This is a genomic window from Brevundimonas subvibrioides ATCC 15264 (genome assembly GCF_000144605.1).
Taxonomy (GTDB): Bacteria; Pseudomonadota; Alphaproteobacteria; order Caulobacterales; family Caulobacteraceae; genus Brevundimonas; species Brevundimonas subvibrioides.
On sequence record NC_014375.1, the window covers coordinates 1,300,267 to 1,322,322 of the forward strand.

Sequence of the window (22,056 nt, forward strand, 5' to 3'; positions counted from 1 at the left end):
TATCGAAATACATAAAAATATGTCTGTCAATCAGGTGATCCCGTTCCCGCCGCCTCTTCCCGGGGACGCTCCCCTGCTGGGACGTATCCGGCGGCTGAGTCGGCCGCTGGAGTGGCTGTTCACGGGCCTGTTCGTCGTCGGGGCCGTGCTATTGGCGATCGCCGTGGTCGCCGTGCTGGCCTACGCCGGCGACAGGCTGCAAATCCGGCCCGGTGGCATGCAGATCTATGTCGAGGCCGTTGTGCCGCCCCCTCCGCCAGGCTGGACCACGGTCGGCGTCATTCCCCCGATCCGGAAGATCGCCCTGGCGACCTCTGCCTGCCTGATGATCGTGCCGGCGCTGGCAATCCTGTGGCAGCTGCGGCGACTGTTCCGGCTCTATGGATCAGGGACGATCCTCGGGTCGGAGAACGCGCGGATCATCGGCCTGATCGCGGGCTGGCTGGTGGCCTATGCCGTGGCCCCGACCCTCGGACACTATGTCGTCGAGGCGGCAGGGTTCGACGACGAGGGATGGCTGAGGCTCGACAGCCTGCAGGCGCTGGGGCTCGGCCTGGTGCTGTTCGTCATGGCCCGGGTCATGCGCTGGGGAGCCGAGGTCGCCGACGACGCCTCGCGGTTCGTCTGATGCCGATCATCGTCCGCCTCGACGTCGTCATGGCCCGGCGCAAGGTGCGCTCGAACGTGCTGGCGCGCGCCATCGGCATCTCCGAGACCAATCTCAGCCTCCTGAAGTCCGGCAAGGTGCGGGGGCTGCGCCTCGCCACCCTCGACGCCATCTGCCGCTACCTGGACTGCGCGCCGGCGGACATCCTGGAGTTCGTCCCCGACGGCGAGGTGGAGCAGGTCGTGCCCGCGAAGGCGGCCGTCAGGCGCTGACCAGCCCCGGCTTGCCCGCCTCCACCGCGTATTTCGCGCGCGTCGTCAGGACCCCGTTGCGGTTCTGGACCTGGTCCAGAACCTTGAACTCGGTCTGCCAGCGTTCCGGCGTCACGTCGCACAGGACATAGCCGCGCTGGGAGTTGTTGAACTTCAGCTGCGGGTTCGCGGCCTGGATGCGCGCCATGTCCGGGCGCTGGTCGACCCCGTCCCCGCCCGAGCTGATCGAGGTCGCCACGAACTCGGTCGCGATCGGCTCGCCCTCGGGATTGCGCCCGTCGATATGCAGCTCGCCGGCATAGTTCTGGTGCTCGTCTCCGGTCAGGACGACGACGTTGTCGATGCGGCGGTCCCGGATGTGCTCCAGCAGGTGCGCGCGGGGCACGCGGTAGCCGGCCCAGCTGTCGGGATTGACCCCGTAGTCATCACCCGGGTTCCGGTCCAGATCCATGACCATGATCTGCTGGGCCAGGGTGTTCCAGGTGGCCTGCGACCGGTTCAGGCCGTCGAACAGCCAGGCCTGCTGCGCCTCGCCCAGCACCTGGGCCTCACGCGCGTTGATGGCGTCGCAGCCGGCGTTGAACTGGTCCCCGCAGGGCTGGTCGCTGCGGTACTGGCGGGTGTCCAGCAGATGCACGTCCAGCAGGTCGCCATAGGTCGCCCGTCGATACAGCTGCATCGCCGATCCCCGCGGGAAGGACGACCGCCGCAGCGGCATATGCTCGTAGAAGGCCTGCATGGCCGCGGCCTTGCGCAGGGCGAAGACCGCCGGATCGGTGCCGTCCTGGTCCAGGTCTGCGACCCAGTTGTTGTCGATCTCGTGGTCGTCCCAGACGGTGAACCAGGCGGCCGACTGGCGCGACGCCTGCAGGTCGGCGTCCATCGTGTACTGGGCATAGCGCTGGCGATAGTCGGTGACGGTGTAGACCTCGCCGCCCTCGTGGACCCGCAGGTTCTCGTTCGGCGTCGTGGTGCCGTAGATCCGGTTGCCGCGACCCTCGTAGATGTAGTCGCCGTAGAAGAAGATGAAATCCAGGTCCTCGGCCGCGATCTTGCGGTGGGCGGTGTAGTAACCGCTCTCGAAGGCCTGGCAGCCGACGACGCCGAATTTGACCTGTGCCGTTGAGGCCCCGACCAGAGGCGTGGTCTTCGCCCGGCCGACGCCGCTGCGCTCGCTGCCCGCCCTGAAGCGATAGAAATAGGGACGGGCGGGTTCCAGCCCCGCGACCTCGACATGGACCGCATGGCCCAGTTCGGGCCGGGCGACCACCTCGCCGGTGCGGACGATGGTGCCGAAGCCGGCGTCGGCCGCGACCTCCCAGGTCACGGCCATGGGCTGGGACGGCATGCCGTGATCGGGCTCCAGGGGGCGCGGGCACAGCCGGGTCCAGATCACGAAGCCGTCGGGCAGGGGATCGCCCGCGGCGACGCCCAGCTGGAACGGGTTGGTTTCGAACACCGCCTGGGCCAGGGCCGGGCGACCGACGGCGAAGGCCGCTCCACCGAGACCGGCACTGGCCAGCAGGGAGCGTCGGGAAAGCAATAGCGACATATCGGGCCTCACGGGATCGGATGACCTGACTATCGCCTGCCTGTGACGGTTCGTCGAAGGCGCGTCAGAAATAAGAGGGTTGTGTGCCCGGGCTTGACCGAGTCATGTTCGACAGACGGCAGCGGGGGCTGCTTTGCCTTGGGAGGGGCCAATGAGAAACGACTGTTTTTCAATCGCTTTCGGTGTCGCGCCGATGCGATGCGGTGGTTCCGCGTCCGCCTGAAGCTCGTCTTTCAAACCCACCACACCGCATCCCGCCTCAGCGCCGAGCGGGCTGAAAATCGTCAGGAGATTTCCATGCGTAACGTGCTTTCCATCGTGGCCGTCATCGCCGCCCTCTCGGCCGCCGGCGCCGCCGCCGCCCAGGACCCGAGCGCCAATGCCGGCGGGGCCAGCCGCAAGAACGCCGGCTTCACGCCCGATCCGATCACGGTCAACGTCTATTCCGGTGGTGGTATCGACGCATCCGATACCCTGGGAGGCTCCTGCGTCGGCATGATCGCCGGCGCGCCGGACTATGAGTTCACCTACACCGCTGGGTCGTTCCCGCTGAGCTTCCAGGTCCGGTCGCAGGGCGATACCAGCCTGATCATCAACGGCCCCGACGGCCGCTGGTACTGCGACGACGACACCAACGGCCTGAACCCCGAACTGACCTGGGGCCGTCCCGGCAGCGGATCCTACGACATCTGGGTCGGTGCCGTCGGCGATGCCGCGTCGGCGACCCTCTACATCACCGAGACGCCCTGATCCGGCCGCGGACCGTCCCCCGCCCCGGGCGGGTGACGGTTCAGGTCCGTCCGGTCCGCGCCGTCGCAACGTCGGCGCGGATCGACCGGGGTGGCTATGGCCGCATTCAACCAACAGGCAGGAGATCCCCTGTGAGCTACGTCACCGCCATCTGCGGAGTCGCGTTTGCGCTCTGCCTCGTCAGCCCGGCCGCCGCCCAGGAATATGTGGAACTGACCGGCGGCTTCGGTCCCGAGTCGCACAATGTCACGGCCTATGCCGGAGGGGATATCGACGGCTCATCCATCGCCACCACATGCGCCGGAATGGTGGGCGAGACGCCCCAGGTGACGCTGTCCTTCACCGCCTATGGCGGCCCGCTGGTCATCAGCGCCTATTCGGAGATGGACACCAGCCTGGTGGTCCAGGCCCCGAACGGTCGCTGGTACTGCAATGACGACACCGACGGGCTGAACCCCCGGGTGAACTGGAACACGGCCCAGAGCGGCACCTACAGGATCCACGTGGGGGCCGTCGGCGATGCGGCCCAGGGCGTCCCGGTCGTCGTCGCCTTCATGGAATAGGGCCTAGCCCTCGATCCAGCCGGGCATCCACCCCTCGTGGATCTCGCGCAGGTGTTTCAGGGGAATGCTGAACAGGCCGGTCGAGGCGAAGGCGTCGCCCTTCGCATGCCCGACCACCGAGGCATGCAGCCCGGCCTCGCGCGCCGCCGCCAGGACCTCCTGCGGATTGGGGACCGCGACCAGATACCGGGCCTGGTCCTCTCCGAACAGGAAGACATGGGCGTGGGCCTCGCTGCTCGCGTCCAGCACCACGCCGGCGTCCGATGCCAGCGCCATGTCCGCCGCCGCCCCGATCAGGCCGCCGTCGGACAGGTCGTGGACGCAGGTCAGCCGCCCGGCCTCGATCTCGCCGCGGATGAAGTCGCCGGTGCGGCGCTCCAGCTTCAGGTCCACGGGCGGGGGCGCGCCGTCCTCGCGGCCCAGCACCTCGCGCAGGTACAGCGACGCGCCCAGCTCGCCGACCGTCTCGCCGATCAGCACCAGGGTGTCGCCCTCGGCCATCGTCGAGAATCCCGCCACGACGTCATAGTTCGGCAGCAGGCCGACCGCGCCCACGGTCGGCGTCGGCGGAATCGCGACGCCGTTGGTCTCGTTGTAGAGCGACACGTTTCCGCTCACGACCGGGAAGTCCAGGTCGCGGCAGGCCTCGGCCATGCCGTCGATGGCGCGCACGATCTGGCCCATGATCTCTGGCCGCTGCGGATTGCCGAAGTTCAGGTTGTCGGTGATGGCGATCGGACGCGAGCCGACGGCGGTCAGGTTGCGCCACGCTTCGGCGACGCACTGCTTGCCCCCTTCATAGGGGTCGTTCTGGACGTAGCGGGGCGTGCAGTCGGATGTGACCGCCAGACCCTTGTCGGCTCCGTGGACCCGGACCACGCCGGCATCGGCGCCGGTGGCCGAATCCTGCAGGGTGTCGGCCATGACGTGACGGTCGTACTGCTCCCAGATCCAGCGCTTGGACGCCATGTCGGGGCAGGCCAGCACCTTCAGCACCGCGTCTTCCCACACGGTCGGGGCCGGCACCTCTCCGGGTGACAGGCGGGGATGCAGGTCCGGCTGGACCCAGGGCCGGTCGTACAGCGGCGCGTCGTCGAACAGCGGGGCCAGCGGCACGTCGCAGACCACCTGACCATGGTGGTTCAGCACCAGACGGCCCGTCTCGGTCGTCATGCCGATGACGGCGGCGTCCAGACCCCATTTCTCGAAGATGCGGTAGCCGTCCTGCTCGCGGCCCGGCTTCAGCACCGCCAGCATCCGCTCCTGGCTTTCCGACAGCATCATCTCATAGGCCGACATGCCCTCTTCGCGCTGGGGCACCGCATCCATGTTGAGCTCGATGCCGACGCCGCCCTTGCCGGCCATCTCGACCGACGACGAGGTCAGGCCGGCCGCGCCCATGTCCTGGATGGCGGCCACGGCCCCCGAGGCCATCAGCTCCAGCGTCGCCTCGATCAGCAGCTTCTCGGCGAAGGGGTCGCCGACCTGCACCGTGGGGCGCTTCGATTCCGACTCGTCGTCGAATTCGGTCGAGGACATGGTCGCGCCATGGATGCCGTCGCGGCCGGTCTTGGAGCCGAAATAGACCACCGACATGTTCGGTCCCGGCGCGGCCGAGTAGAAGATGCTGTCGGACTTGGCCAGGCCCACGCACATGGCGTTGACCAGGATGTTGCCGTTGTATCCCTTGTGGAAATTGGTCTCCCCGGCCACCGTCGGCACGCCGACGCAGTTGCCGTAGCCGCCGATCCCGGACACCACGCCCTTGACCAGCCGCTTCGTCTTCTCGTGCCCGACATCGCCGAAACGCAGGGCGTTCAGCAGGGCCACCGGTCGCGCGCCCATGGTGAAGACGTCGCGCATGATCCCGCCCACGCCCGTCGCCGCGCCCTGATAGGGCTCGATGAAGGACGGGTGGTTATGGCTCTCCATCTTGAAGATGCAGGCGTCGCCGTCGTCGATGTCGATGACGCCGGCGTTCTCGCCCGGGCCGCAAATGACGCGGGGCCCGGTGGTCGGGAACTTGCCGAGGTGGATCTTGGACGACTTGTAGGAGCAGTGCTCGGACCACATCACCGAGAAGACGCCCAGCTCCAGCTGGTTCGGCTCGCGCCCCAGCCGGTCCAGGATCACCTGATACTCGTTGGGGGCCAGGCCGTATTCGACGGCGAGTTCGGCGGTGGTCTTTTGCGGGGCGCTCATGGGCCGCGCTTCTAGCCGTGATCGGCCGGACTGTCAGCCCGCCCCCGGATCAGGCGGCTACGGTTTCTCGCGCGATGTCCCGCCGCAGGCCCAGCGTGATCCACAGCGCGGCACCCAGCACGATCAGCGAGAACGCCAGGGCACCGAACGCCAAGGTCACATTGCCCTTCTCCTGCTCGGCCGCGAACACGCCGAGCAGGCCCCAGGCGACCGGCAGGGGGTAGGCCAGCAGGCGCGTCGCCCAGGTCACGAACAGAGCGAAGGCGGCGACGGCCACCACGGCGATCAGCGCCCAGACGGTCGGGGCCAGGGTCGCGGGCAGGTCGCCATTGCCGGTGGCGACGGTCAGCAGATTGACCGGCGAGGCGATCGTCAGCCAGCCGGCCAGGGCGCCCAGCGGCCAGGCCACCAGCCAGCGGTCGCGGTCCCAGCGCGGCAGGCTTCGAATCAGCCGCGCATTGGTCAGGAGGGGGATGATCAGCACGCTCAGCGCCCCGAAGATCAGGACGATGGTCGCCAGCTCCGCGTCGACCGCGGCCGCCAGGATCCAGCCGCCGATCGCGAACAGGGCCAGGATCGAGGGCCAGCCGAACCGGTTGATCATGTCGCTCTCGCCCGTCTGGGGCAGGACCTGACGGATCGCATAGGCGATCAGCCCCAGATAGATGGGTCCCCAGATGGCGAAGGCCCAACCCACGACCCGCAGCGTCGCGTCGCTGTCGGCCGAGAACTCGGCCGGGCTCTGGCCGATGTTGCCGAACTGCTGGAGCTGGCCCGCGATCACGGCAAAGGCGGTCGCGCCGAGGACGATCAGGCGGCGGGTCTTCTGGGCGGGCGTGGCCCGGACGATGGAGGACATGAGCGGTCTCTGACAGGTCGCTGAAGTCCAGCTTCAGCATTGCAGCCGACAGTACGCGCGGACGGCGGGATCGTTCACCGGAAATCGTCGCGGCGGAACCGCGCGGCCCGGCCCCTGTTCTTCTGGTTCAACCCAGGAGACGACCATGGCCGACGAAGCCAAGACCCCGACCGAAACCCCCCACTTCGAGACCAGCGACGTCGAGGCCAATCTGGCCATGGAACAGGGCCTGGGCGTCGGCGCGCGCGAACTGGCCGCCCAGCGCGATCCCGGCGGCATCGTCACGCCGGACGAGGATGAGGGCGAGGGCGACGAAGACCCCATCGACCGCGACACGGCGGTCCAGGGGGATCCCTCGATCTAGGCGGCCGCGTAGATCGAGCGGAACAGGACCGCGCCGTCGGCCGAGCCCAGTTCGGCCTCGAAGGCGCGGTCCGGGTGGGGCATCATGCCCAGCACATTGCCCCGCGCGTTCTGCAGGCCGGCGATGTCGCCGACCGAGCCGTTCGGATTGTCCACATAGCGGAACACGACCTGACCCTCGCCCTCGATCCGGGCGAGGGTTTCGGCGTCGGCGAAGTAGTTTCCGTCGCCATTGCCCTGGGTCATGACCACCTCGCGCTGGCCCTGATAGCCGGCGGTGAACCGGGTCTGGCCGTTGGCGACTTCCAGGCTGATCGGCTTGCAGACGTATTTCAGCCCGGCGTTCTTCAGCAGGGCGCCCGGCAGCATGCCGGCCTCGCACAGGATCTGGAAGCCGTTGCAGATGCCCAGCACGGCCACGCCGTCGTCCGCCGCCTTCTTGACCGCCTGCATCACCGGCGACTGGGCCGCCATGGCCCCGCAGCGCAGATAGTCGCCGTAGGAGAAACCGCCCGGCAGCACGATCAGGTCCAGCCCGTCGGGCAGGGTCGTCTCCTGGTGCCAGACCATCTCGACCCGCTCGTGGGTCGAGCGTTCGATCGCGACCTTGCAGTCACGATCACAGTTGGACCCCGGAAAGACGATGACGGCTGCGCTCATGCGGCGGGCGTCTAGCAGGGTTCGCGCCGGATGTCAGGACCCACCTGCGCCGCCTGGCCGCCTGCGCACCACCCTGCGCCAGGGCGATCCGCTGAAGAGTGGACGCCCGCGAGCGCTCGCGGGCCGTCTGTCGCTCATGCCGCGGGGTTGCGTCGCGCGTCCCACATCGCCCAGGCCCAGATCAGCAGGCCGCCAAAGGCCAGAGCCGCCCCGACCAGGCCGGTGGAGGGCAGACCGAACCCGGCCAGGAGGGCCAGGCCGCTCAGGAAGGGACCGAGGGCATTGGCCGTGTTGAAGGCCGAATGGTTCAGCGCCGCCGCCAGGGTCTGGGCGTCGCCGGCCACGTCCATCAGCCGGGTCTGCAGCAGCGGCCCCAGGCCCATGCCGGTGCCGATCAGGACGATCACCGCCAGCACCGCCCACAGGTGCGGAGCGGCGAAGAAGTAGCCGATCAGGGCGAAGACGCTCCACACCAGCATCACGGCCCCGGCCTTCATGCCGAACCGGTCCGCCGCCCAGCCGCCGATCAGGTTGCCCGCCAGCATGCCGCAACCGAACACGGCGAAGACCCAGGGGATCAATGCCGGCCCCACGCCCGTGACCTCGGTCAGGGTCGAGGCCAGATAGGCATAGACCGCGAACATGCCGCCGAAGCCGATCGCGCCGATGCCGAGCGTCAACCAGACCTGTCGGCGCTTCAGGGCCCCCAGTTCCCGCATCGGGCTGGCGTCGGCCAGGGCTGGATCACGCGGGGCGAACAGGGCGACCAGGGCCATGGTCACGAGGGCCAGGACGGAGACGATGGCGAAGGTCCAGCGCCAGCCGAAACTGTGGCTGATGGCGGTGGCCACGGGCACGCCGATGACCGTCGCCACCGTCAGCCCCAGCAGGATCGAGGACACGGCCCGGGTCCGCCAGGCCAGGGGCACGATCGACGCGGCGACCAGGGCCGCCACGCCGAAATAGGCCCCGTGCGGCAGGCCGCTCAGAAAGCGGAACGCCAGCATCCACTGGAAGTTCGGCGACAGGGCGCTGAGGCCATTGCCGATGGCGAACAGGGCCATGAAGCCGATCAGCAGCTTCCAGCGCGCGACCCGCGCGCCCAGGACGGCCAGAACCGGCGCGCCGATGACGACGCCCAGGGCATAGGCGCTGATCGCATGGCCGGCGGTCGGGGTATCGACGCCCAGGTCCGTAGCGAAGTCCGGCAGCACGCTCATGGCCGCGAACTCCGTCACCCCGATGGCGAACCCGCCCATGGCCAGGGCCAGCAGAACGAGCGGGACGGCCTTGGGCGCGCGGATCGTCAGCGCGGGCGGTGGCCCGGCGTTGCAGGTCGTATCGGTCGGCATGGGGATCTCGAAGGGCAGAGAATTGCTGCACTGCAAGATAGGTTATCGCCGGTTACCTTCAACCGTAACGTCCCCGGTGCTCGATCACGCTTTGCTAACGGGACTCGTCAGGCGGCAACCTGCGGCATCGATGAACGCAGGCGATTGGACCGCTGGCCGCCACGGTCCGACAGGCGGAACCGACCGACCGAGCGGCTCAGGGTTTCGGTCTCCTGGGCCAGGGCGTGGCTGGCGGCCGTGGTTTCCTCGACCATGGCGGCGTTCTGCTGGGTGACCTGATCCATCTGGCCGATGGCGGTGTTGACCTCGCGCAGGGCGGTGGACTGTTCGGCGCTGGCGGCGGCCATCTCCGTGATCAGGGCCCCCACGTCGGCCACGCGGCGGGCGATCCGGTCCAGGGTCGAGCCGGCCTCGCGCACGCGATCGACGCCCAGGGTGACCTGACGGCCGGAGTCGGAGATCAGGGTGTTGATCTCCTTGGCCGCCTCGGCCGAGCGCTGGGCCAGGGCCCGGACCTCGGACGCGACCACGGCGAACCCGCGGCCGGCGTCACCCGCGCGCGCCGCCTCCACCCCCGCGTTCAGCGCCAGCAGATTGGTCTGGAAGGCGATCTCGTCGATCACGCTGATGATCTGGCTCATCTGGTTCGACGCCGCATGGATGGCGTCCATGGCCGAGACCGCCTCGCCGACCACACGGCCGCTGGTTTCAGTCTCCTTGCGGGTCTCGCCCACGGCATCGGCGGCGGCCCTGGCCCCTTCGGCCGACCGGTGCACGGTCGCGGTGATCTCTTCCAGGGCGGCGGCCGTCTCTTCCAGGCTGGCCGCCTGCTGCTCGGTGCGGCGCGACAGGTCGTCCGCGGCCTGGGCCACCTCTCCGGCGCCCGTACGGATCGCCACCGCATTGGCGTCGACCGACGCCAGGGTCTGCTCGAGGCCCTGCAGGGCCGCGTTGAAATCGTCCCTCAGTTTTTCGTAGCCGTGGGGGAAGGCTTCGGTGATGCGGTGGGTCAGGTCGCCCCGCATCAGATGATCCATCCCCTCGGCCATGGCGTTGACCACCAGGGCCTGCTGGCGCGCGGCGGCCTGCTGGGCCTCCTCGGTCCGTTGTCGCTGCTCCTCCCGCGCCGCAGCCTCGGCCCTGTCGCGCTCGGCCGACTCGGCGCGTGCATGGTCCTGCTGCCGGGCCTCCTTCAGCGCCCGTTCGACGATCAGGGCCTGCAGGGCCACGACCGAACGGCCGACCGCGCCCAGTTCGTCGGCCCGGTCCGCGCTGGTCAGGACCACGTCGGTCCGGCCCTCGGCGAGGGCGGCCATCTCGTCATCCAGGACGCCGATGGGGGCCGTGACCGCGCGGACCGAGACCCGCATCATGACCAGGCTCATCACGACGCCCAGAAGGATGACCCCCGCCATGACGACCATCCCGGCCACGGCCAGGAAATCGGCGCGGGCCTTGCTGGCCGCGAGGGCGCCCTCGATCCGCTCCGACACCGCGGCCATCCGGCCTTCCAGTTCGGTGAAGACGGCGGTGAAACCCGGCAGGGCCGCCTCGGCCGCCGCCCCGTCGCGCCCGGCGAGATCGACGAGGGCGTGCGCTGCCACGATGTATTGCTCGAGGGGCGCATCGACCGTGTGCAGTGCCTCGACCATGTCGGGATCGACGGCCGTTTCCTGGTTGCGCCTGATGGCCGCGCGGAAGGTCTCGGAGTGCTCGTCGAGAACCGTCTGGATGGCCGGCATCTGATCCTGCCGGCCCTGCTGGGCCGCCAGAAGGGCCGCCAGCACGTCGCTGCGCAGCGCGTCGTGCATCATGTCGGCTTCCATATGGCTGCGCATGATCGATGCGCCGGCCGCGGAGTCCTCCATGGCCTGGCTCAGGGCCCCGGCCACCAACAGGCCTGCAACGGGGCCGAGGGTGCACAGCATCGCCATGAACAGTCCGGCAAAACGGACCTTGGATCGGATCGTCAAAAGCATCTTTGGCTCCCGGTTCAGCTGTCATCATGGCAATCCAGTGTTAACAACAATATCAAGTCTCTAGTACGTGGTAATACCTATGATATAGGGGTGTTGTTATTGATGGGCTGTTCAGACCTGCTGTCGACAATGGGAACGCTTCACGAGGGCGCGGAGCGATGCCGCGACGGGCGGCAGTAGAGGCTGACATGATGTTCAGGCTTGATGACGTACGGCGTCTGATCTGGTTTGGTGCGATGTCGGTCGGGGCCGCAGCGAGCCCCGCTCTGGCCGGGGGCCAGGACGCCGGGATCGATCCCGCCTGGGTCTGGGACGCCGCCTATACGGCCGACGTGATCGGGGTCGTGGCCGGCGACGCGCCGCGCGCGGGCCGGTACCTCGACGATCTCTCCGTGGGCGTGGACGGCGATCTGGAACGCCAGTTCGGCTGGACCGGCACGCGCGTGCATTTCAGCTTTCTGGCCAACCACGGCGGCGAGCCGAACGCGGTCGCCGGCACCCTTCAGGGCTATGACAACATCGAGGTCGCCGCCCAGAAGGTGCGGCTCTACGAGGCCTGGGTCGAGCACGACGTCGCCGGGGCGGGGTCGGTGCTGGCGGGGCTCTACGACGTCAACAGCGAGTTCTACGTCACCGGCACCTCCGACCTGCTTCTGGCGCCACCCTTCGGCACAGGGTCGGAACTGGCCTCGACCGGTCCCAACGGCCCCGCCATCTTCCCGTCCACGGCGCTCGCCGTCCGGCTGCGGGTCGGTGCGGCCGACGCGACCTATGTTCAGGTGGCGGCCGTCAATGCCCGCGCCGGAACGATCGGGGATGTCGATGGCGTCGATACGACGCTCGATGACGGGCTTCTGTATCTGGCCGAGGCGGGCCGGTCAGGTCCGGTGCGGATCGCCGCCGGCGTCTGGCGCTATGGCGAGACCCAGCCGGATATCCGCCGTCTCGCGCCCTCGGGCGATCCCGCGCGAAGCCGGGCCCAGGGAGCCTATCTGCTCGCCGAGGGCACGGTCGTGACCCTGCCCCAGGGCGGCACGCTCGGAGCCTTCGCCCGTGTCGGTGTCTCGGATGGCGACACCACCGACTTCAGGGGCGGCTGGCAGGCGGGCCTGCGACTGGACTCGGTCATGCCCGGGCGACCCGACAGCGCCCTGTCCCTGGGCGTTCACCAGGGCCTTCTGTCGGACAAGGCCCGCGCCAACGCCGTCGACGCGGGCACGGCTTTCGCCCGCGCCGAAAGCGGCATCGAACTGACCTATGCCGACACCCTCGGTCCGTTCACCATCCAGCCGGACCTGCAGTGGATCCATCATCCGGGGGGCGAGCAGGACCGCGACCCCATCCTGATCGCCGGCGTGCGGTTCATCTGGACGGTCCGCTAGCCTCAGCCCCTGTTCTCGTAGGTCGCCGTGATCGACGCCCTGGCCAGGGTGTGGAAATGAAGGTTGAACCCGTACTTCGCGCCCGAATCCTCCGGCGTCACCTCCAGCCGGTCCGTGTCCACGGCGAAGACCGTGAAGACATAGCGGTGGGGTCCATGGCCGGGCGGCGGCGCGGCCCCGCCGAAGCCGGGCTCGCCATAGTCGGTGCGACCCTCCACGGCCCCCTGGGGCAGCGGGCCGCCCGCCGGGATTTCGGTGACGTCGACGGGAATATTGGCCACGGTCCAGTGCCAGAAGCCCGAGCCCGTCGGCGCGTCCGGGTCGAAGACGGTGATGGCAAACGATTTCGTGCCCTCCGGTGCGCCGGACCAGGCCAGATGCGGCGAGGTATCGCCCTTCGACTGCACCTGCGCATCCGGCAGGGTGTCGCCATCCTTGAAGTCGTTCGAGGTCAGGGTGAAGGTCATGGTGCGCTCCTCAAGACAGGGCATTTGAACGCGTCGTGCGCGACGCCGTTGCGCCTTATGCAAAGCGAAGGCCCTAGAGCGGCGGCGGGGTCGCGTGGGACTCGATATTGCGCAGGAGTGCGGGGGAACGCCATCGCGGGGAGCAGAGAGCGCAGCTGAACTCCGCATCCATCGCCTGGTCCATGCGCTCGTAGGCCCGCAAGTCGTCGTCCAGCGCCGCCCGGTCACCGAAGGCACAGCCTTCGAGGATCATCCCGACCCCTTCCGAATAGACGAGCGGCCCGCGGTGAATGATCGCGGGATGGGCCGGGTGGGTGGGGTTGGTGACGATGTAGTATTGCTCCTTGCCGAACTGCTGAATCAGTCGGGTCGGTTCATCGTCAGATCCCCAGTCCAGCGTGCCAGGTTCTGATTTGATCTTGGCAACCAAGGCTTCGAAGCCCTTGGAGCAATCCAGCGACTGCCACTCATGCAGCGGCACGCCGGGTCTCTCAGCCGACCACGCGCCGAGCGCGGCGGCCCCGCCGATCGTCAGAAGAATGACCGCCTCAGGCCACTTCAACCCGGTAGCTCTCGATCACCGTGTTCGCCAGCAGCGTTTCGCACATCTTCTTCGCCTCGGCGGCGGGATCGTCCACGCCATCCAGGTCCAGTTCGATCAGCTTGCCGACGCGGGCGTTGGCGACGCCGGCCCAGCCGAGACCCTTCAGCGCGCCTTCGACGGCCTTGCCCTGAACGTCCAGCACGCCGGGCTTCAGGAAGACGTGAACCTTGACCTTGGCCATCAGTGCAGCCCCCCCTGGATGACGGTCGGCATGTCCTTCATGATTCCCAGACGCCGCGCGACCTCGGTGTAGTTCTCGATCACCTGGCCCAGGTCGCGGCGGAAGCGGTCCTTGTCCATCTTCTCGCCGGTCGCCGTATCCCACAGGCGGCAGCTGTCCGGGCTGATCTCGTCGGCCAGGATGACCCGGCTGAAGTCGTTCTCCCAGACCCGGCCGAACTCGATCTTGAAGTCCACCAGGGTGATGCCGACGGCGCCGAACATGCCGCACAGATAGTCGTTCACGCGCACGGTGGTGGCCAGGATGTCGTCGATCTCCTGGGTGTTAGCCCAGTTGAAGGCAGTGATGTGCTCTTCCGTCACCATCGGATCGTTGAGCTCATCCTTCTTGTAATAGAATTCGATGATCGAGCGGGGCAGGGGCGTGCCCTCTTCCTGTCCCAGGCGCGTGGCCAGCGATCCGGCGACGATGTTGCGGCACACCACTTCCAGCGGGATGATCTCGACTTCGCGGATCAGCTGCTCGCGCAGGTTCAGCCGCTTGATGAAGTGGTTGGTGACGCCGATCCCGTTCAGGCGGCTCATCACGAACTCGCTGATGCGGTTGTTGATGACCCCCTTGCCTTCCAGGGTCGCCTTCTTCTGCGCGTTGAAGGCGGTGGCATCGTCCTTGAAGTACTGGATCAGGGTGCCGGGCTCCGGCCCTTCGTACAGGATCTTGGCCTTGCCTTCGTAGATCTTCTTGCGCTTCGAATTCATCATCGTGGTCCCTGACGGGATGAGGCCTTCGCCAGAAACGAAAATCGCGCTGCCAGAGGGACGTCTGGGCGGCGCGATCCGGCCTCGAGCTGAGCGGAGATTTGTTGCTGGTCCCATAACGGAAATCGGCATGCGACACAAACGGCAGGCCGCAGGCGCATCGCAGCCACAGGGCCGAACTTCCCGTCGCGGGCGAGCACGACACGCGCCGTTATTCGTTGCGTTCGCACGGGGCGCGGCTGTAGATCACCGACGCGGGATGCCCTGTGTTTCGTCCCGCGACGGAGCGATTGACGACTGATGACGACCTTCAACGATCGGGAAAAGGGCTTCGAGTCCAAGTTCGCACTCGATCAGGACCAGGAATTCCGGGCCATGGCCCGCCGCAACAAGCTGCTCGGCCTCTGGGCGGCCGAGAAGATGGGTCTGAGCGCCGATTCGTCCGAGGAGTACGCCAAGGCCGTCGTCCGCGCCGACTTCGAGCAGCCGGGCGAGGAAGACGTGTTCCGCAAGATCGCCGGCGACTTCAAGGGCTCCGGCCTGACGGTGTCCGAGGGCGAGATCCGCTCCAAGATGGACGAACTGGCATCCATGGCCCGCGACCAGGTCCGCGCCGGCGAATAGGCCGCCTCGAAAACCAGCCAAAAGAAAAGGGCCGCAGTGGGGGAACTGCGGCCCTTCCTTTGTCGGGGGCTGGGGGGATAGCCTCACCCGACGGCTTCGCGTGTTGAGCGCCCCTTCAGAATGCGGGACGACGCGAAAGGTTCACCGGAAAATCAGTCCGGCATGACCACGGTGTCGATGACGTGCACGACGCCGTTCGATTGCAGCACGTCGGCCTGCGTGACCTTGGACGAACCGCCATTCTCGTCGGTCAGGGTGACCGAGCCATCGGCGTTGACCGTGACGGTCAGCTCGTCGCCTTCAACCGTCTTCAGCGCGACTTTGCCGCCGTTGGCTTGGGCCTGGGTGGCCAGATCAGCCGCGGTCAGGCGACCCGGGACGACGTGATAGGTCAGGATCTTGGTCAGATCGGCCTTGCCGGCCGGGGCCATCAGCGATTCGCGCGTCGCGACCGGGATCTTCTCGAAGGCGGCGTTGTCAGGCGCGAAGACCGTGAACGGGCCGGTGCCCGAAAGGGTCTCGGCCAGACCGGCGGCCTGGACGGCGCTGACCAGGGTGGTCAGGTTGGAGGCCTTGGCGGCGTTGGCGACGATGGTTTCGTTGGGGCTCATGGACGCGCCGCCGACCATCGGGTCGGTGGTGGCGGGTGCCATGGCGGCGGTGTCGGTGGCCGTGGCGTCTGCGGCCGGGGCTTCGGTCTCGGCGCCGCTGTTGCAGGCGGCGAGGCCCAGCAGGGCGGCCGAGGCGACGGTAAGGGTCAGCATGCGGGTGTTCATGGCGTCTTCTCCTGAGGATTGCCGCTTGCGTCGCGGCTCCGGGGTAAAGACGGTTGGGGGACATAAAGGATGCCTGCCCGATCACGTTTTCCGGCGCGACAGGTTACCGCAGCGTGACCGCCAGACGGTCCCAGATCGCCGCCTTCTGCTCGAACGGGCGGGCATGGGCGGGGCTGGACGAGGGCAGGTCGATCAGCGTCAGGTCGGCGCGTTCGCCCAGCAACCGCCGCCCGTTCCGCGCCGACAGGGCCCCGTTGAACGCCACGCCGCGAAGCGCTGGCAGCGTGCTGATGAGGGCCTTCAGGTCGGCGGGCTCGGCGTTCCGGATCGCGGCGTCGAGACTGCCTCTGCGTTCCCCGCCCGCGATGACATCCCACAGCCCGATGCCGGCCGCCTGCAGGGCCTCCAGACGCTCGGGATAGGGCAGGGCGACCAGATCCCGCCCGACGACCCGCCCGACCAGCCGCCAGAAGGCATTCTGCGGGTGGGCATAGTACTGCTGTGCGGCCAGGGAGGCGTCGCCGGGCAGGCTGCCCAGGATCAGCAGGCGCGTGTCGGCGTCGACGACCGGGGGGAAGGCCCGTTTGATCATACGACGCCCGGGCAGGGGGCGCAGGGAAAGCAGGGTCGGTTAGCGCGTCTCGTCTGTCCTGACCGCAGGGACCTATCCGGGCCACCCGTGATCCGACTCATGCGGTTCGGCAAGGCGTCGTCATCCCGATCTGCCCTGCAGTCTGAAGGAAAACCTTCGGCCGGCGGCAGACGAGCCGTCGGGCATCGTGATCCGCATCGCCCTGCCCATGCATTCGAATCGGCTTCGATATCGCAGCACCGTCGGATTGGTCGAGACGACCTGGCATTGTTCGGGTACGCCGTCCGGCCCGACGACGCACGTCACCCGGATGTTCCGGAACCCGACCATGTTGCCCATGCAGCGGGTCAGTTCGGCGGAGTTGATGTCCCGGGTCAGCTCAATGCCTTCTTCGGGACTTTGGCTGTCCTGAGCGGGGTGCAAGAGCGACGCCAGCAGGATGGCAGCCAGGCTTAGCATCGCGGTTCCTTATCTAGGGAAACACCCGCCGGAACACGGTGTCCACATGCTTGGTATGGTAGCCGAGATCGAACAGGGCCTCCAGGTCGGCGTCGGGCACGATGACCTCCGGGTCTTCCTTCAGGAAGTCGAGGAAGTTCCCCTCGCCGCGCCAGACCTTCATCGCGTTGCGCTGGACGGCTGCATAGCTGTCCTCGCGCGACTGCCCCAGCTGCGTCAGGGCCAGCAGGACGCGCTGCGAATGGACAAGGCCGCCCAGCTTGTCGAGGTTCTTCTGCATGTTGTCCGGATAGACCAGCAGCCGCTCCATCACCCCGGCCAGGCGGTTCAGGGCGAAGTCCAGATGGATGGTGGCGTCCGGGCCGATGCCGCGCTCGACCGACGAATGGCTGATGTCCCGCTCGTGCCACAGGGCGACGTTCTCCATCGCCGGAGTCACGGCCGAGCGGACCAGACGGGCCAGGCCGGTCAGGTTCTCGGTCAGGATCGGGTTGCGCTTGTGCGGCATGGCCGACGAACCCTTCTGGCCCTTGTCGAAGAACTCCTCGGCTTCGAGGACCTCGGTGCGCTGCAGGTGGCGGATCTCGACCGCCAGCCGCTCGATCGACGAGGCGACGACACCCAGGGCCGCGAAGAAGGCCGCGTGGCGGTCGCGCGGGATCACCTGGGTCGAGACCGGCTCGACCTGAAGGCCCATCTTCTCCGCGACGTATTCCTCGACCGCCGGATCGACGTTGGCGAAGGTGCCGACGGCGCCCGAGATGGCGCAGGTGGCGATCTCTTCCCTGGCGGTGATCAGGCGGCGCTTTGCCCGCTGGAACTCGGCGTGATAGCCGGCCAGCTTCAGGCCGAAGGTCACGGGCTCGGCGTGGATGCCGTGACTGCGGCCGACGGTCGGGGTGTATTTGTGCTCCTTCGCCCGGGCTTCCAGCGCGGCCAGGACCCGGTCCGTGCCGGCGATCAGCAGATCGGCCGACCGCGCCAGCTGGACCGCGAAACAGGTGTCCAGCACGTCCGACGACGTCATGCCCTGGTGCAGGAAGCGGGCTTCCTCACCGACGGTCTCGGAGACGTGGGTCAGGAAGGCGATGACGTCGTGCTTGGTGGTGCGCTCGATCTCGTCGATCCGGTCGCTGTCCCAGGCGGCGTGCTCGCCCTTGGCCCAGATGGCCTCGGCGGCCTCGGTCGGGATCACGCCCAGCTCGGCCATCTTGGTGGCGGCGTGGGCCTCGATCTCGAACCAGATCTTGTACTTGGTCTCGGAGGACCAGATGGCGACGGCTTCGGGGCGGGAATAGCGCGTGATCATGGGCCGTGCGTGTCGGTCGCACCGGCATGGGAGTCAAGCCGCGCGGCAACTCTCCTTATCGCGCGACAAGGGGGCTCCCTCTCGACCCCGGTCGTTTCCGGGGTACAGGATGGGGCCACACTCACAGGAAGAGAGCGTCCATGGAACTGATCGTCGGCAACATCGCCTTCTCGACCTGGTCGCTGCGGCCCTGGCTGGTGCTGAAGCGCTGCGGGGCGGATTTCACCACCACCGAGGTGCCGCTCTACGGCCCCGACTCGGCGCGGCTGCTGGCCCAGCACTCGCCGACCGGCAAGGTGCCGGTGCTGAAGGTCGAGGGCGAGACGATCTGGGATTCGATGGCGATCTCGGTCTGGGCGTCGGAGATGTTTCCGGACGCCGCGCTCTGGCCGTCCGACCGTCACGCCCGCTGGCTCGCCCGCTCGGTGGCCTGCGAGATGCATTCGTCCTTCATGGCCCTGCGCACCGAATGCGGCATGGGGCCCGATGCCGGCGGCGTCATCCACACCATGGTCGGCCCCGACCGGGCCCCGACCCCGACGTCGGAGGCGGTCGCGGCCGATGTGCGACGGCTGGTCGAGATCATCCGCACGATGCGCGGCCGGTTCGGCGCGGCCGGGCCGTATCTGTTCGGCGAATGGTCGATGCCCGACGCGTTCCTGACCCCGGTGGCGACCCGCTTCCGTCACTACCAGTTCGACCTGTCCGCCTTCGGCGACGACGGCACGGCGGCCAGCTATGTGGCCGAACTGCTACGACAGCCGGATTTCCTGGAGTGGACGGAACTGGCGGCCACGAAGCAGCCTTGAGCGGACGTCACCTGCATTAACGAGACCTGCGAACCCGACCTTAAGGGAACGCCGTTATCGTGTGCCGCTCAACGAGATGTTCTCATGTCCGCGCCGTCGTCCGTCGTTCCGAACCTGAGCCCGCCGGTCGCCCAGCGTCGTCCGACGCTGATGAGCTATGCGATGTTCATTCTTGTCGGCTGCTGCCTGTGCGCCTCGCTGGTCGGCAGCCTGCTGTAGTCAGCGCGTTCCGGTCGGCGTGTTGGCCGAGGCGATCAGCACGGCCTCCAGCGTCGTCGGCGGGGCCAGGGGCTGGGGCGGCGGTGCCACATAGTCCAGGCTGATCGGGATCAGGGTCTGGCCGCCGGCGAGGGCATCGAGCGTGTTCAGCGGCCCGCCCGTCATCCGCTGATAGATCCAGTAGGCCGCCACGACCTTCTCGACGTATTCGCGGGCCTGCGGCACGTCGATCATCTCGATCAGCAGCAGCGGATCCGCATCCGGGCCCAGCCGGCGCAGCGCGCCCAGCATCGGACCCGGCCCGGCGTTGTAGCTGGACACGGCGCGCAGCAGGTCGCCCTGGAATTCGGGTCGCGCCAGCATCCGGTTCACATAGGTCTGGCCGAGGCGCACATTGGTCGCCGGCTGGAACAGCTGTTGCGGGCTGGACACGAAGCTGCGGTCGCCGGTCATCTCGGCCGCCGTCGTCGGCATGACCTGCATCAGGCCGTAGGCCCCCACGGGCGACCTCGCCTGGGCGTTGAACCCGCTTTCCTTGCGCGCGATCGCATAGACGAGCGAGCGTTCCAGCGTCCATCCGCCTTCCGGCACGATGTCCGGCATCGGATAGTTCTCGGCATTGATCCGGCTGACGTCGCCGCCGTTCGATCCCATGATCCGGGGTGCCATGACGCGGGCCAGGCCCGTCCACAGCCGGCGCGAGCGGTCGGTCGCCGTGCGCAGGCCGTTGCGAAGCTCGTCCTGGGCGTCGCTGCGACGGCCGATCTCGAAGAAGGCCACGGTGCGCCGCGCGCGCGGGTCGTTCCGCACGAAGTTGTCGAGTTCGCGCTGGTTGATGCCGACCGGCTCGTCCGAGACCGAGATGGCCTGGGCCACGGCGGAGTAGGGGACCGGGCCGCCGTTCAGCACGGCGGGCTCCTCGCCCAGCTGACGCAGGGCGATCTGGCCATAGAAGGTCGCCGGCCAGCGGGCCGAGACGGTGAGAAACTCGCGGACCCGGTCCTGGCGGCCGGACCGGCTGGCGGCGCGCGCGGCCCAGACGCCGGCTCCGGAGCGGGTCCAGGCGTCCTCCGTCGGATCGTTGGCAACGCGCTCGAAGGCGGTGAAGGCGCGCGAATAATCCTCGGTTCGCCAGGCGGCGAGCCCCACCGTCCACCAGTCGCCGATCTGTTCGCCCAGCGTCAGCGCGCTCGTCAGGTCGTCGTGGTTCAGGGCGACGCGCGCGGCCTTGGCCGGATCGGCCTCGGAGTTTCCCCCGCCTGCGGCCACAGCATCCCAGGTGCGGCTGAAGAAGGTGCCGGTCGGACGGCGCGGTTCCTCGGCCCCGTCGGGACGACGCCGCATGGCCAGGGCATAGACCCTCTGGGCGCAGGGCAGGTCGGCATAGGTCTGCAGCCAGGTCGCCAGCTCTTCGTAGGTGGCGGTATAGTCGGGGTGGAACAGGCGCTCGAACTCGACCTGACCGACCAGGACGTGGTCGCCCGCGGCCGCTGCCGCGGCCCGCGCGGTGGCCAGGTCGCCGCGCCGCAGGGCGTCGAAGGCGGTGGTGTAGCTCAGCCGGTCGGCGTTCGACAGCGCGGTCGGGGTGATGCGCGGGCCGTTCTCGTCATCCGCGCCGGATGCGGCGCCTTCAGGTCCTGTAGCGGCGTCCGTGGCAGCCAGCGACGGCGCTGCGACGCCTGACAGGGCGGCCAGAACGAGGGCGAACGTCGGCGCGAGGTACGCGCGGCGGCGGAAACTGAACAAGGCGGCGGCCCCCTCGTGCGACGCGTCCCCCGTTTCAATTCGGGATCAAACGCGCGGTCTGCGATCGGTCGTCAAGCAGGGACTATGCCGGAATCCGTGCGCTGCATCAATCACATCGACGTCAGCCGTCAGAACACGCCGGTTCCTCAGGCGTCCGCCTCCAGCCGCGCGGCCAGTTCCAGCATGTCCGCCCAGGCCTGACGCTTGGCCTGCGGCTGTTTCAGCAGGAAGGCGGGATGCAGGGTGGCGATGACGGGGGCGGTCACATCGCCCTCGGTCAGCCGCCACTCGCGCCAGTGGCCCCGGACCTTCATGATTCCGTCCTCGGTGCGCAGCACCGACCGCGCTGCGGCCGCCCCCAGCAGCAGCACCGCCCGCGGCTTCATCAGGAAGAAGGCCCGCTCCACGAACGGCGCGCAGGCGGCCTGTTCCTGCGGCGTCGGCGTCCGGTTGCCGGGCGGCCGCCAGAAGACGGTGTTGGTGATGAACACCTTGTCGGCCAGACCCGCCGCGGCCAGCATCTTGTCCAGCAGCTTGCCGGGCTGTCCCACGAACGGCTGGCCCGTGGCGTCTTCCTCCGCGCCGGGTGCCTCGCCGATGACCAGCACCGGGGCATGCGGGTCGCCGCGCCCGAAGACGCAGCCCCGCGCGCCCATGCCGACCAGCTCGCAGCCCCTGAAGCTCGCCGCCGCGGCTTCCAGGGCCTCCATCGTGTCCGCGCCGTTCGCCAGTCGGCGCGCGTCGGCCGTGGCGTCGCCCATGTCGACCACGGGCATGACCGAGGCCGTGGCCCTGGTGACCGCCTTGAGCGCCGGGGCCACCACGATCGTCCGGTCCTGCGGCGCATCCTCGAAACAGGCGTCCACCCCCGCGTCGCGCCAGAAGGCGAGCAGGCTTTCGATCGCAGCGGTTTCACGGGGCTGGGCGTTCATGGTCGTATGCGTCAGGGATAGGCCTTGACCGCCCTCGCG

The 22,056-nt window shown here is 68.4% G+C and carries 25 protein-coding genes; 9 read left to right on the plus strand and 16 right to left on the minus strand.

From position 1 onward, the window contains the following. Window positions 1–19 precede the first annotated feature (19 nt). Window positions 20–628 carry a DUF2975 domain-containing protein gene (locus tag BRESU_RS06430; RefSeq protein WP_013268714.1) on the plus strand — a complete coding sequence of 203 codons (609 nt, stop codon included), beginning with the start codon at window positions 20–22 and terminating at the stop codon, window positions 626–628. Continuing rightward, a complete protein-coding gene (locus tag BRESU_RS06435) occupies window positions 628–879 on the plus strand; it encodes a helix-turn-helix domain-containing protein (protein ID WP_013268715.1) in 252 nt (83 codons plus the stop codon). Before BRESU_RS06430 ends, BRESU_RS06435 begins: the two co-directional genes overlap by 1 nt. Here the strand turns inward: BRESU_RS06435 and BRESU_RS06440 are convergent. Continuing rightward, window positions 869–2,431 carry an alkaline phosphatase D family protein gene (locus BRESU_RS06440; protein ID WP_013268716.1) on the minus strand — a complete coding sequence of 521 codons (1,563 nt, stop codon included), beginning with the start codon at window positions 2,429–2,431 and terminating at the stop codon, window positions 869–871. The genes BRESU_RS06435 and BRESU_RS06440 overlap by 11 nt on opposite strands. A 297-nt stretch (window positions 2,432–2,728) precedes the next feature. On the opposite strand from BRESU_RS06440, the gene BRESU_RS06445 reads away from it, so the two are divergent. Together BRESU_RS06445 and BRESU_RS06450 are read left to right on the plus strand one after the other, a co-directional pair. Continuing rightward, entirely contained in the window at window positions 2,729–3,181 is a 453-nt protein-coding gene (locus tag BRESU_RS06445; protein ID WP_013268717.1) for a hypothetical protein, read from the plus strand. A gap of 131 nt (window positions 3,182–3,312) precedes the next feature. Then, window positions 3,313–3,744: a hypothetical protein gene (locus BRESU_RS06450; protein ID WP_013268718.1), complete on the plus strand. Its 432-nt coding sequence runs from the start codon at window positions 3,313–3,315 to the stop codon at window positions 3,742–3,744. 3 nt (window positions 3,745–3,747) lie between these two features. Here the strand turns inward: BRESU_RS06450 and purL are convergent, their stop codons facing one another. Further along, window positions 3,748–5,946: a phosphoribosylformylglycinamidine synthase subunit PurL gene (gene purL / locus BRESU_RS06455; RefSeq protein WP_013268719.1), complete on the minus strand. Its 2,199-nt coding sequence runs from the start codon at window positions 5,944–5,946 to the stop codon at window positions 3,748–3,750. Window positions 5,947–5,995: 49 nt separating this feature from the next. After that, a complete protein-coding gene (locus BRESU_RS06460; protein WP_013268720.1) occupies window positions 5,996–6,805 on the minus strand; it encodes a hypothetical protein in 810 nt (269 codons plus the stop codon). A 145-nt stretch (window positions 6,806–6,950) separates the two neighbouring features. On the opposite strand from BRESU_RS06460, the gene BRESU_RS06465 reads away from it, so the two are divergent. Then, window positions 6,951–7,169 (plus strand): hypothetical protein, encoded by a 219-nt coding sequence (locus tag BRESU_RS06465; RefSeq protein ID WP_013268721.1) that lies wholly within the window; start codon window positions 6,951–6,953, stop codon window positions 7,167–7,169. On the opposite strand, the gene purQ is transcribed toward BRESU_RS06465, so the two are convergent. The 3 genes from purQ to BRESU_RS17690 form a co-directional block, all read right to left on the minus strand. Further along, a complete protein-coding gene (gene purQ, locus BRESU_RS06470; RefSeq protein WP_013268722.1) occupies window positions 7,166–7,828 on the minus strand; it encodes a phosphoribosylformylglycinamidine synthase subunit PurQ in 663 nt (220 codons plus the stop codon). The genes BRESU_RS06465 and purQ overlap by 4 nt on opposite strands. 134 nt (window positions 7,829–7,962) lie before the next feature. Next, entirely contained in the window at window positions 7,963–9,180 is a 1,218-nt protein-coding gene (locus tag BRESU_RS06475; protein ID WP_013268723.1) for an MFS transporter, read from the minus strand. Between the two features lie 107 nt (window positions 9,181–9,287). After that, window positions 9,288–11,159 carry a methyl-accepting chemotaxis protein gene (locus tag BRESU_RS17690; RefSeq protein WP_013268724.1) on the minus strand — a complete coding sequence of 624 codons (1,872 nt, stop codon included), beginning with the start codon at window positions 11,157–11,159 and terminating at the stop codon, window positions 9,288–9,290. 188 nt (window positions 11,160–11,347) lie between these two features. Here BRESU_RS17690 and BRESU_RS06485 point away from each other — a divergent pair, with 188 nt between their 5' ends. After that, entirely contained in the window at window positions 11,348–12,541 is a 1,194-nt protein-coding gene (locus BRESU_RS06485; RefSeq protein ID WP_013268725.1) for a carbohydrate porin, read from the plus strand. 2 nt (window positions 12,542–12,543) lie between these two features. Here BRESU_RS06485 and BRESU_RS06490 read toward each other — a convergent pair whose 3' ends face one another. The 4 genes from BRESU_RS06490 to purC form a co-directional block, all read right to left on the minus strand. Beyond that, a complete protein-coding gene (locus BRESU_RS06490) occupies window positions 12,544–13,008 on the minus strand; it encodes a YbhB/YbcL family Raf kinase inhibitor-like protein (RefSeq protein ID WP_050762479.1) in 465 nt (154 codons plus the stop codon). A gap of 73 nt (window positions 13,009–13,081) precedes the next feature. Beyond that, window positions 13,082–13,570: a hypothetical protein gene (locus tag BRESU_RS06495; protein ID WP_013268727.1), complete on the minus strand. Its 489-nt coding sequence runs from the start codon at window positions 13,568–13,570 to the stop codon at window positions 13,082–13,084. Continuing rightward, on the minus strand, window positions 13,557–13,793 hold the full coding sequence (gene purS, locus BRESU_RS06500) for a phosphoribosylformylglycinamidine synthase subunit PurS (protein ID WP_013268728.1): 237 nt from the start codon (window positions 13,791–13,793) through the stop codon (window positions 13,557–13,559). The genes BRESU_RS06495 and purS overlap by 14 nt, the downstream gene beginning before the upstream one ends. Then, complete coding sequence (gene purC / locus BRESU_RS06505) at window positions 13,793–14,551, minus strand: phosphoribosylaminoimidazolesuccinocarboxamide synthase (RefSeq protein ID WP_041762193.1); 759 nt, start codon at window positions 14,549–14,551, stop codon at window positions 13,793–13,795. The genes purS and purC overlap by 1 nt, the downstream gene beginning before the upstream one ends. Window positions 14,552–14,851: 300 nt before the next feature. Between purC and BRESU_RS06510 the strand changes: the two genes are divergently transcribed. After that, on the plus strand, window positions 14,852–15,175 hold the full coding sequence (locus tag BRESU_RS06510; protein ID WP_013268730.1) for a DUF1476 domain-containing protein: 324 nt from the start codon (window positions 14,852–14,854) through the stop codon (window positions 15,173–15,175). Window positions 15,176–15,327: 152 nt separating this feature from the next. Here the strand turns inward: BRESU_RS06510 and BRESU_RS06515 are convergent, their stop codons facing one another. The 4 genes from BRESU_RS06515 to purB form a co-directional block, all read right to left on the minus strand. After that, window positions 15,328–15,951 (minus strand): fasciclin domain-containing protein, encoded by a 624-nt coding sequence (locus tag BRESU_RS06515; protein ID WP_013268731.1) that lies wholly within the window; start codon window positions 15,949–15,951, stop codon window positions 15,328–15,330. Window positions 15,952–16,054: 103 nt separating this feature from the next. Beyond that, entirely contained in the window at window positions 16,055–16,543 is a 489-nt protein-coding gene (locus tag BRESU_RS06520) for a DNA-deoxyinosine glycosylase (protein ID WP_013268732.1), read from the minus strand. A gap of 120 nt (window positions 16,544–16,663) precedes the next feature. Continuing rightward, a complete protein-coding gene (locus BRESU_RS06525; RefSeq protein WP_013268733.1) occupies window positions 16,664–17,002 on the minus strand; it encodes a hypothetical protein in 339 nt (112 codons plus the stop codon). 13 nt (window positions 17,003–17,015) lie between these two features. Further along, a complete protein-coding gene (purB, locus tag BRESU_RS06530) occupies window positions 17,016–18,311 on the minus strand; it encodes an adenylosuccinate lyase (protein ID WP_013268734.1) in 1,296 nt (431 codons plus the stop codon). A gap of 140 nt (window positions 18,312–18,451) precedes the next feature. On the opposite strand from purB, the gene BRESU_RS06535 reads away from it, so the two are divergent. Together BRESU_RS06535 and BRESU_RS17735 are read left to right on the plus strand one after the other, a co-directional pair. Beyond that, window positions 18,452–19,120, plus strand: a complete 669-nt coding sequence (locus BRESU_RS06535) for a glutathione S-transferase (protein WP_013268735.1) — start codon at window positions 18,452–18,454, stop codon at window positions 19,118–19,120. Window positions 19,121–19,204: 84 nt separating this feature from the next. Next, the gene (locus tag BRESU_RS17735; RefSeq protein WP_013268736.1) at window positions 19,205–19,339 is read left to right on the plus strand and encodes a hypothetical protein; all 135 of its coding nucleotides are present in this window, start codon (window positions 19,205–19,207) and stop codon (window positions 19,337–19,339) included. Here the strand turns inward: BRESU_RS17735 and BRESU_RS06540 are convergent, their stop codons facing one another. Both BRESU_RS06540 and BRESU_RS06545 read right to left on the minus strand, forming a co-directional pair. Then, window positions 19,340–21,085 (minus strand): lytic transglycosylase domain-containing protein, encoded by a 1,746-nt coding sequence (locus BRESU_RS06540; RefSeq protein WP_013268737.1) that lies wholly within the window; start codon window positions 21,083–21,085, stop codon window positions 19,340–19,342. It lies immediately after the preceding gene. A 146-nt stretch (window positions 21,086–21,231) separates the two neighbouring features. Beyond that, window positions 21,232–22,017 carry a uracil-DNA glycosylase gene (locus tag BRESU_RS06545; protein WP_013268738.1) on the minus strand — a complete coding sequence of 262 codons (786 nt, stop codon included), beginning with the start codon at window positions 22,015–22,017 and terminating at the stop codon, window positions 21,232–21,234. Window positions 22,018–22,056: the final 39 nt, after the last annotated feature.

Coding starts and splice junctions, on each gene's coding strand:
- BRESU_RS06510 (WP_013268730.1), top strand. CDS start 14,852: ATGACGACCTTCAACGATCGGGAAAAGGGCTTCGAGTCCAAGTTCGCA.
- BRESU_RS06445 (WP_013268717.1), top strand. CDS start 2,729: ATGCGTAACGTGCTTTCCATCGTGGCCGTCATCGCCGCCCTCTCGGCC.
- BRESU_RS06430 (WP_013268714.1), top strand. CDS start 20: ATGTCTGTCAATCAGGTGATCCCGTTCCCGCCGCCTCTTCCCGGGGAC.
- BRESU_RS06440 (WP_013268716.1), bottom strand. CDS start 2,431: ATGTCGCTATTGCTTTCCCGACGCTCCCTGCTGGCCAGTGCCGGTCTC.
- BRESU_RS17735 (WP_013268736.1), top strand. CDS start 19,205: ATGTCCGCGCCGTCGTCCGTCGTTCCGAACCTGAGCCCGCCGGTCGCC.
- BRESU_RS06465 (WP_013268721.1), top strand. CDS start 6,951: ATGGCCGACGAAGCCAAGACCCCGACCGAAACCCCCCACTTCGAGACC.
- purL (WP_013268719.1), bottom strand. CDS start 5,946: ATGAGCGCCCCGCAAAAGACCACCGCCGAACTCGCCGTCGAATACGGC.
- BRESU_RS06520 (WP_013268732.1), bottom strand. CDS start 16,543: ATGATCAAACGGGCCTTCCCCCCGGTCGTCGACGCCGACACGCGCCTG.
- BRESU_RS06490 (WP_050762479.1), bottom strand. CDS start 13,008: ATGACCTTCACCCTGACCTCGAACGACTTCAAGGATGGCGACACCCTG.
- BRESU_RS06475 (WP_013268723.1), bottom strand. CDS start 9,180: ATGCCGACCGATACGACCTGCAACGCCGGGCCACCGCCCGCGCTGACG.
- purC (WP_041762193.1), bottom strand. CDS start 14,551: ATGAATTCGAAGCGCAAGAAGATCTACGAAGGCAAGGCCAAGATCCTG.
- BRESU_RS06485 (WP_013268725.1), top strand. CDS start 11,348: ATGATGTTCAGGCTTGATGACGTACGGCGTCTGATCTGGTTTGGTGCG.
- purB (WP_013268734.1), bottom strand. CDS start 18,311: ATGATCACGCGCTATTCCCGCCCCGAAGCCGTCGCCATCTGGTCCTCC.
- BRESU_RS06545 (WP_013268738.1), bottom strand. CDS start 22,017: ATGAACGCCCAGCCCCGTGAAACCGCTGCGATCGAAAGCCTGCTCGCC.
- BRESU_RS17690 (WP_013268724.1), bottom strand. CDS start 11,159: ATGCTTTTGACGATCCGATCCAAGGTCCGTTTTGCCGGACTGTTCATG.
- BRESU_RS06525 (WP_013268733.1), bottom strand. CDS start 17,002: ATGCTAAGCCTGGCTGCCATCCTGCTGGCGTCGCTCTTGCACCCCGCT.
- BRESU_RS06515 (WP_013268731.1), bottom strand. CDS start 15,951: ATGAACACCCGCATGCTGACCCTTACCGTCGCCTCGGCCGCCCTGCTG.
- BRESU_RS06535 (WP_013268735.1), top strand. CDS start 18,452: ATGGAACTGATCGTCGGCAACATCGCCTTCTCGACCTGGTCGCTGCGG.
- BRESU_RS06460 (WP_013268720.1), bottom strand. CDS start 6,805: ATGTCCTCCATCGTCCGGGCCACGCCCGCCCAGAAGACCCGCCGCCTG.
- purS (WP_013268728.1), bottom strand. CDS start 13,793: ATGGCCAAGGTCAAGGTTCACGTCTTCCTGAAGCCCGGCGTGCTGGAC.
- purQ (WP_013268722.1), bottom strand. CDS start 7,828: ATGAGCGCAGCCGTCATCGTCTTTCCGGGGTCCAACTGTGATCGTGAC.
- BRESU_RS06435 (WP_013268715.1), top strand. CDS start 628: ATGCCGATCATCGTCCGCCTCGACGTCGTCATGGCCCGGCGCAAGGTG.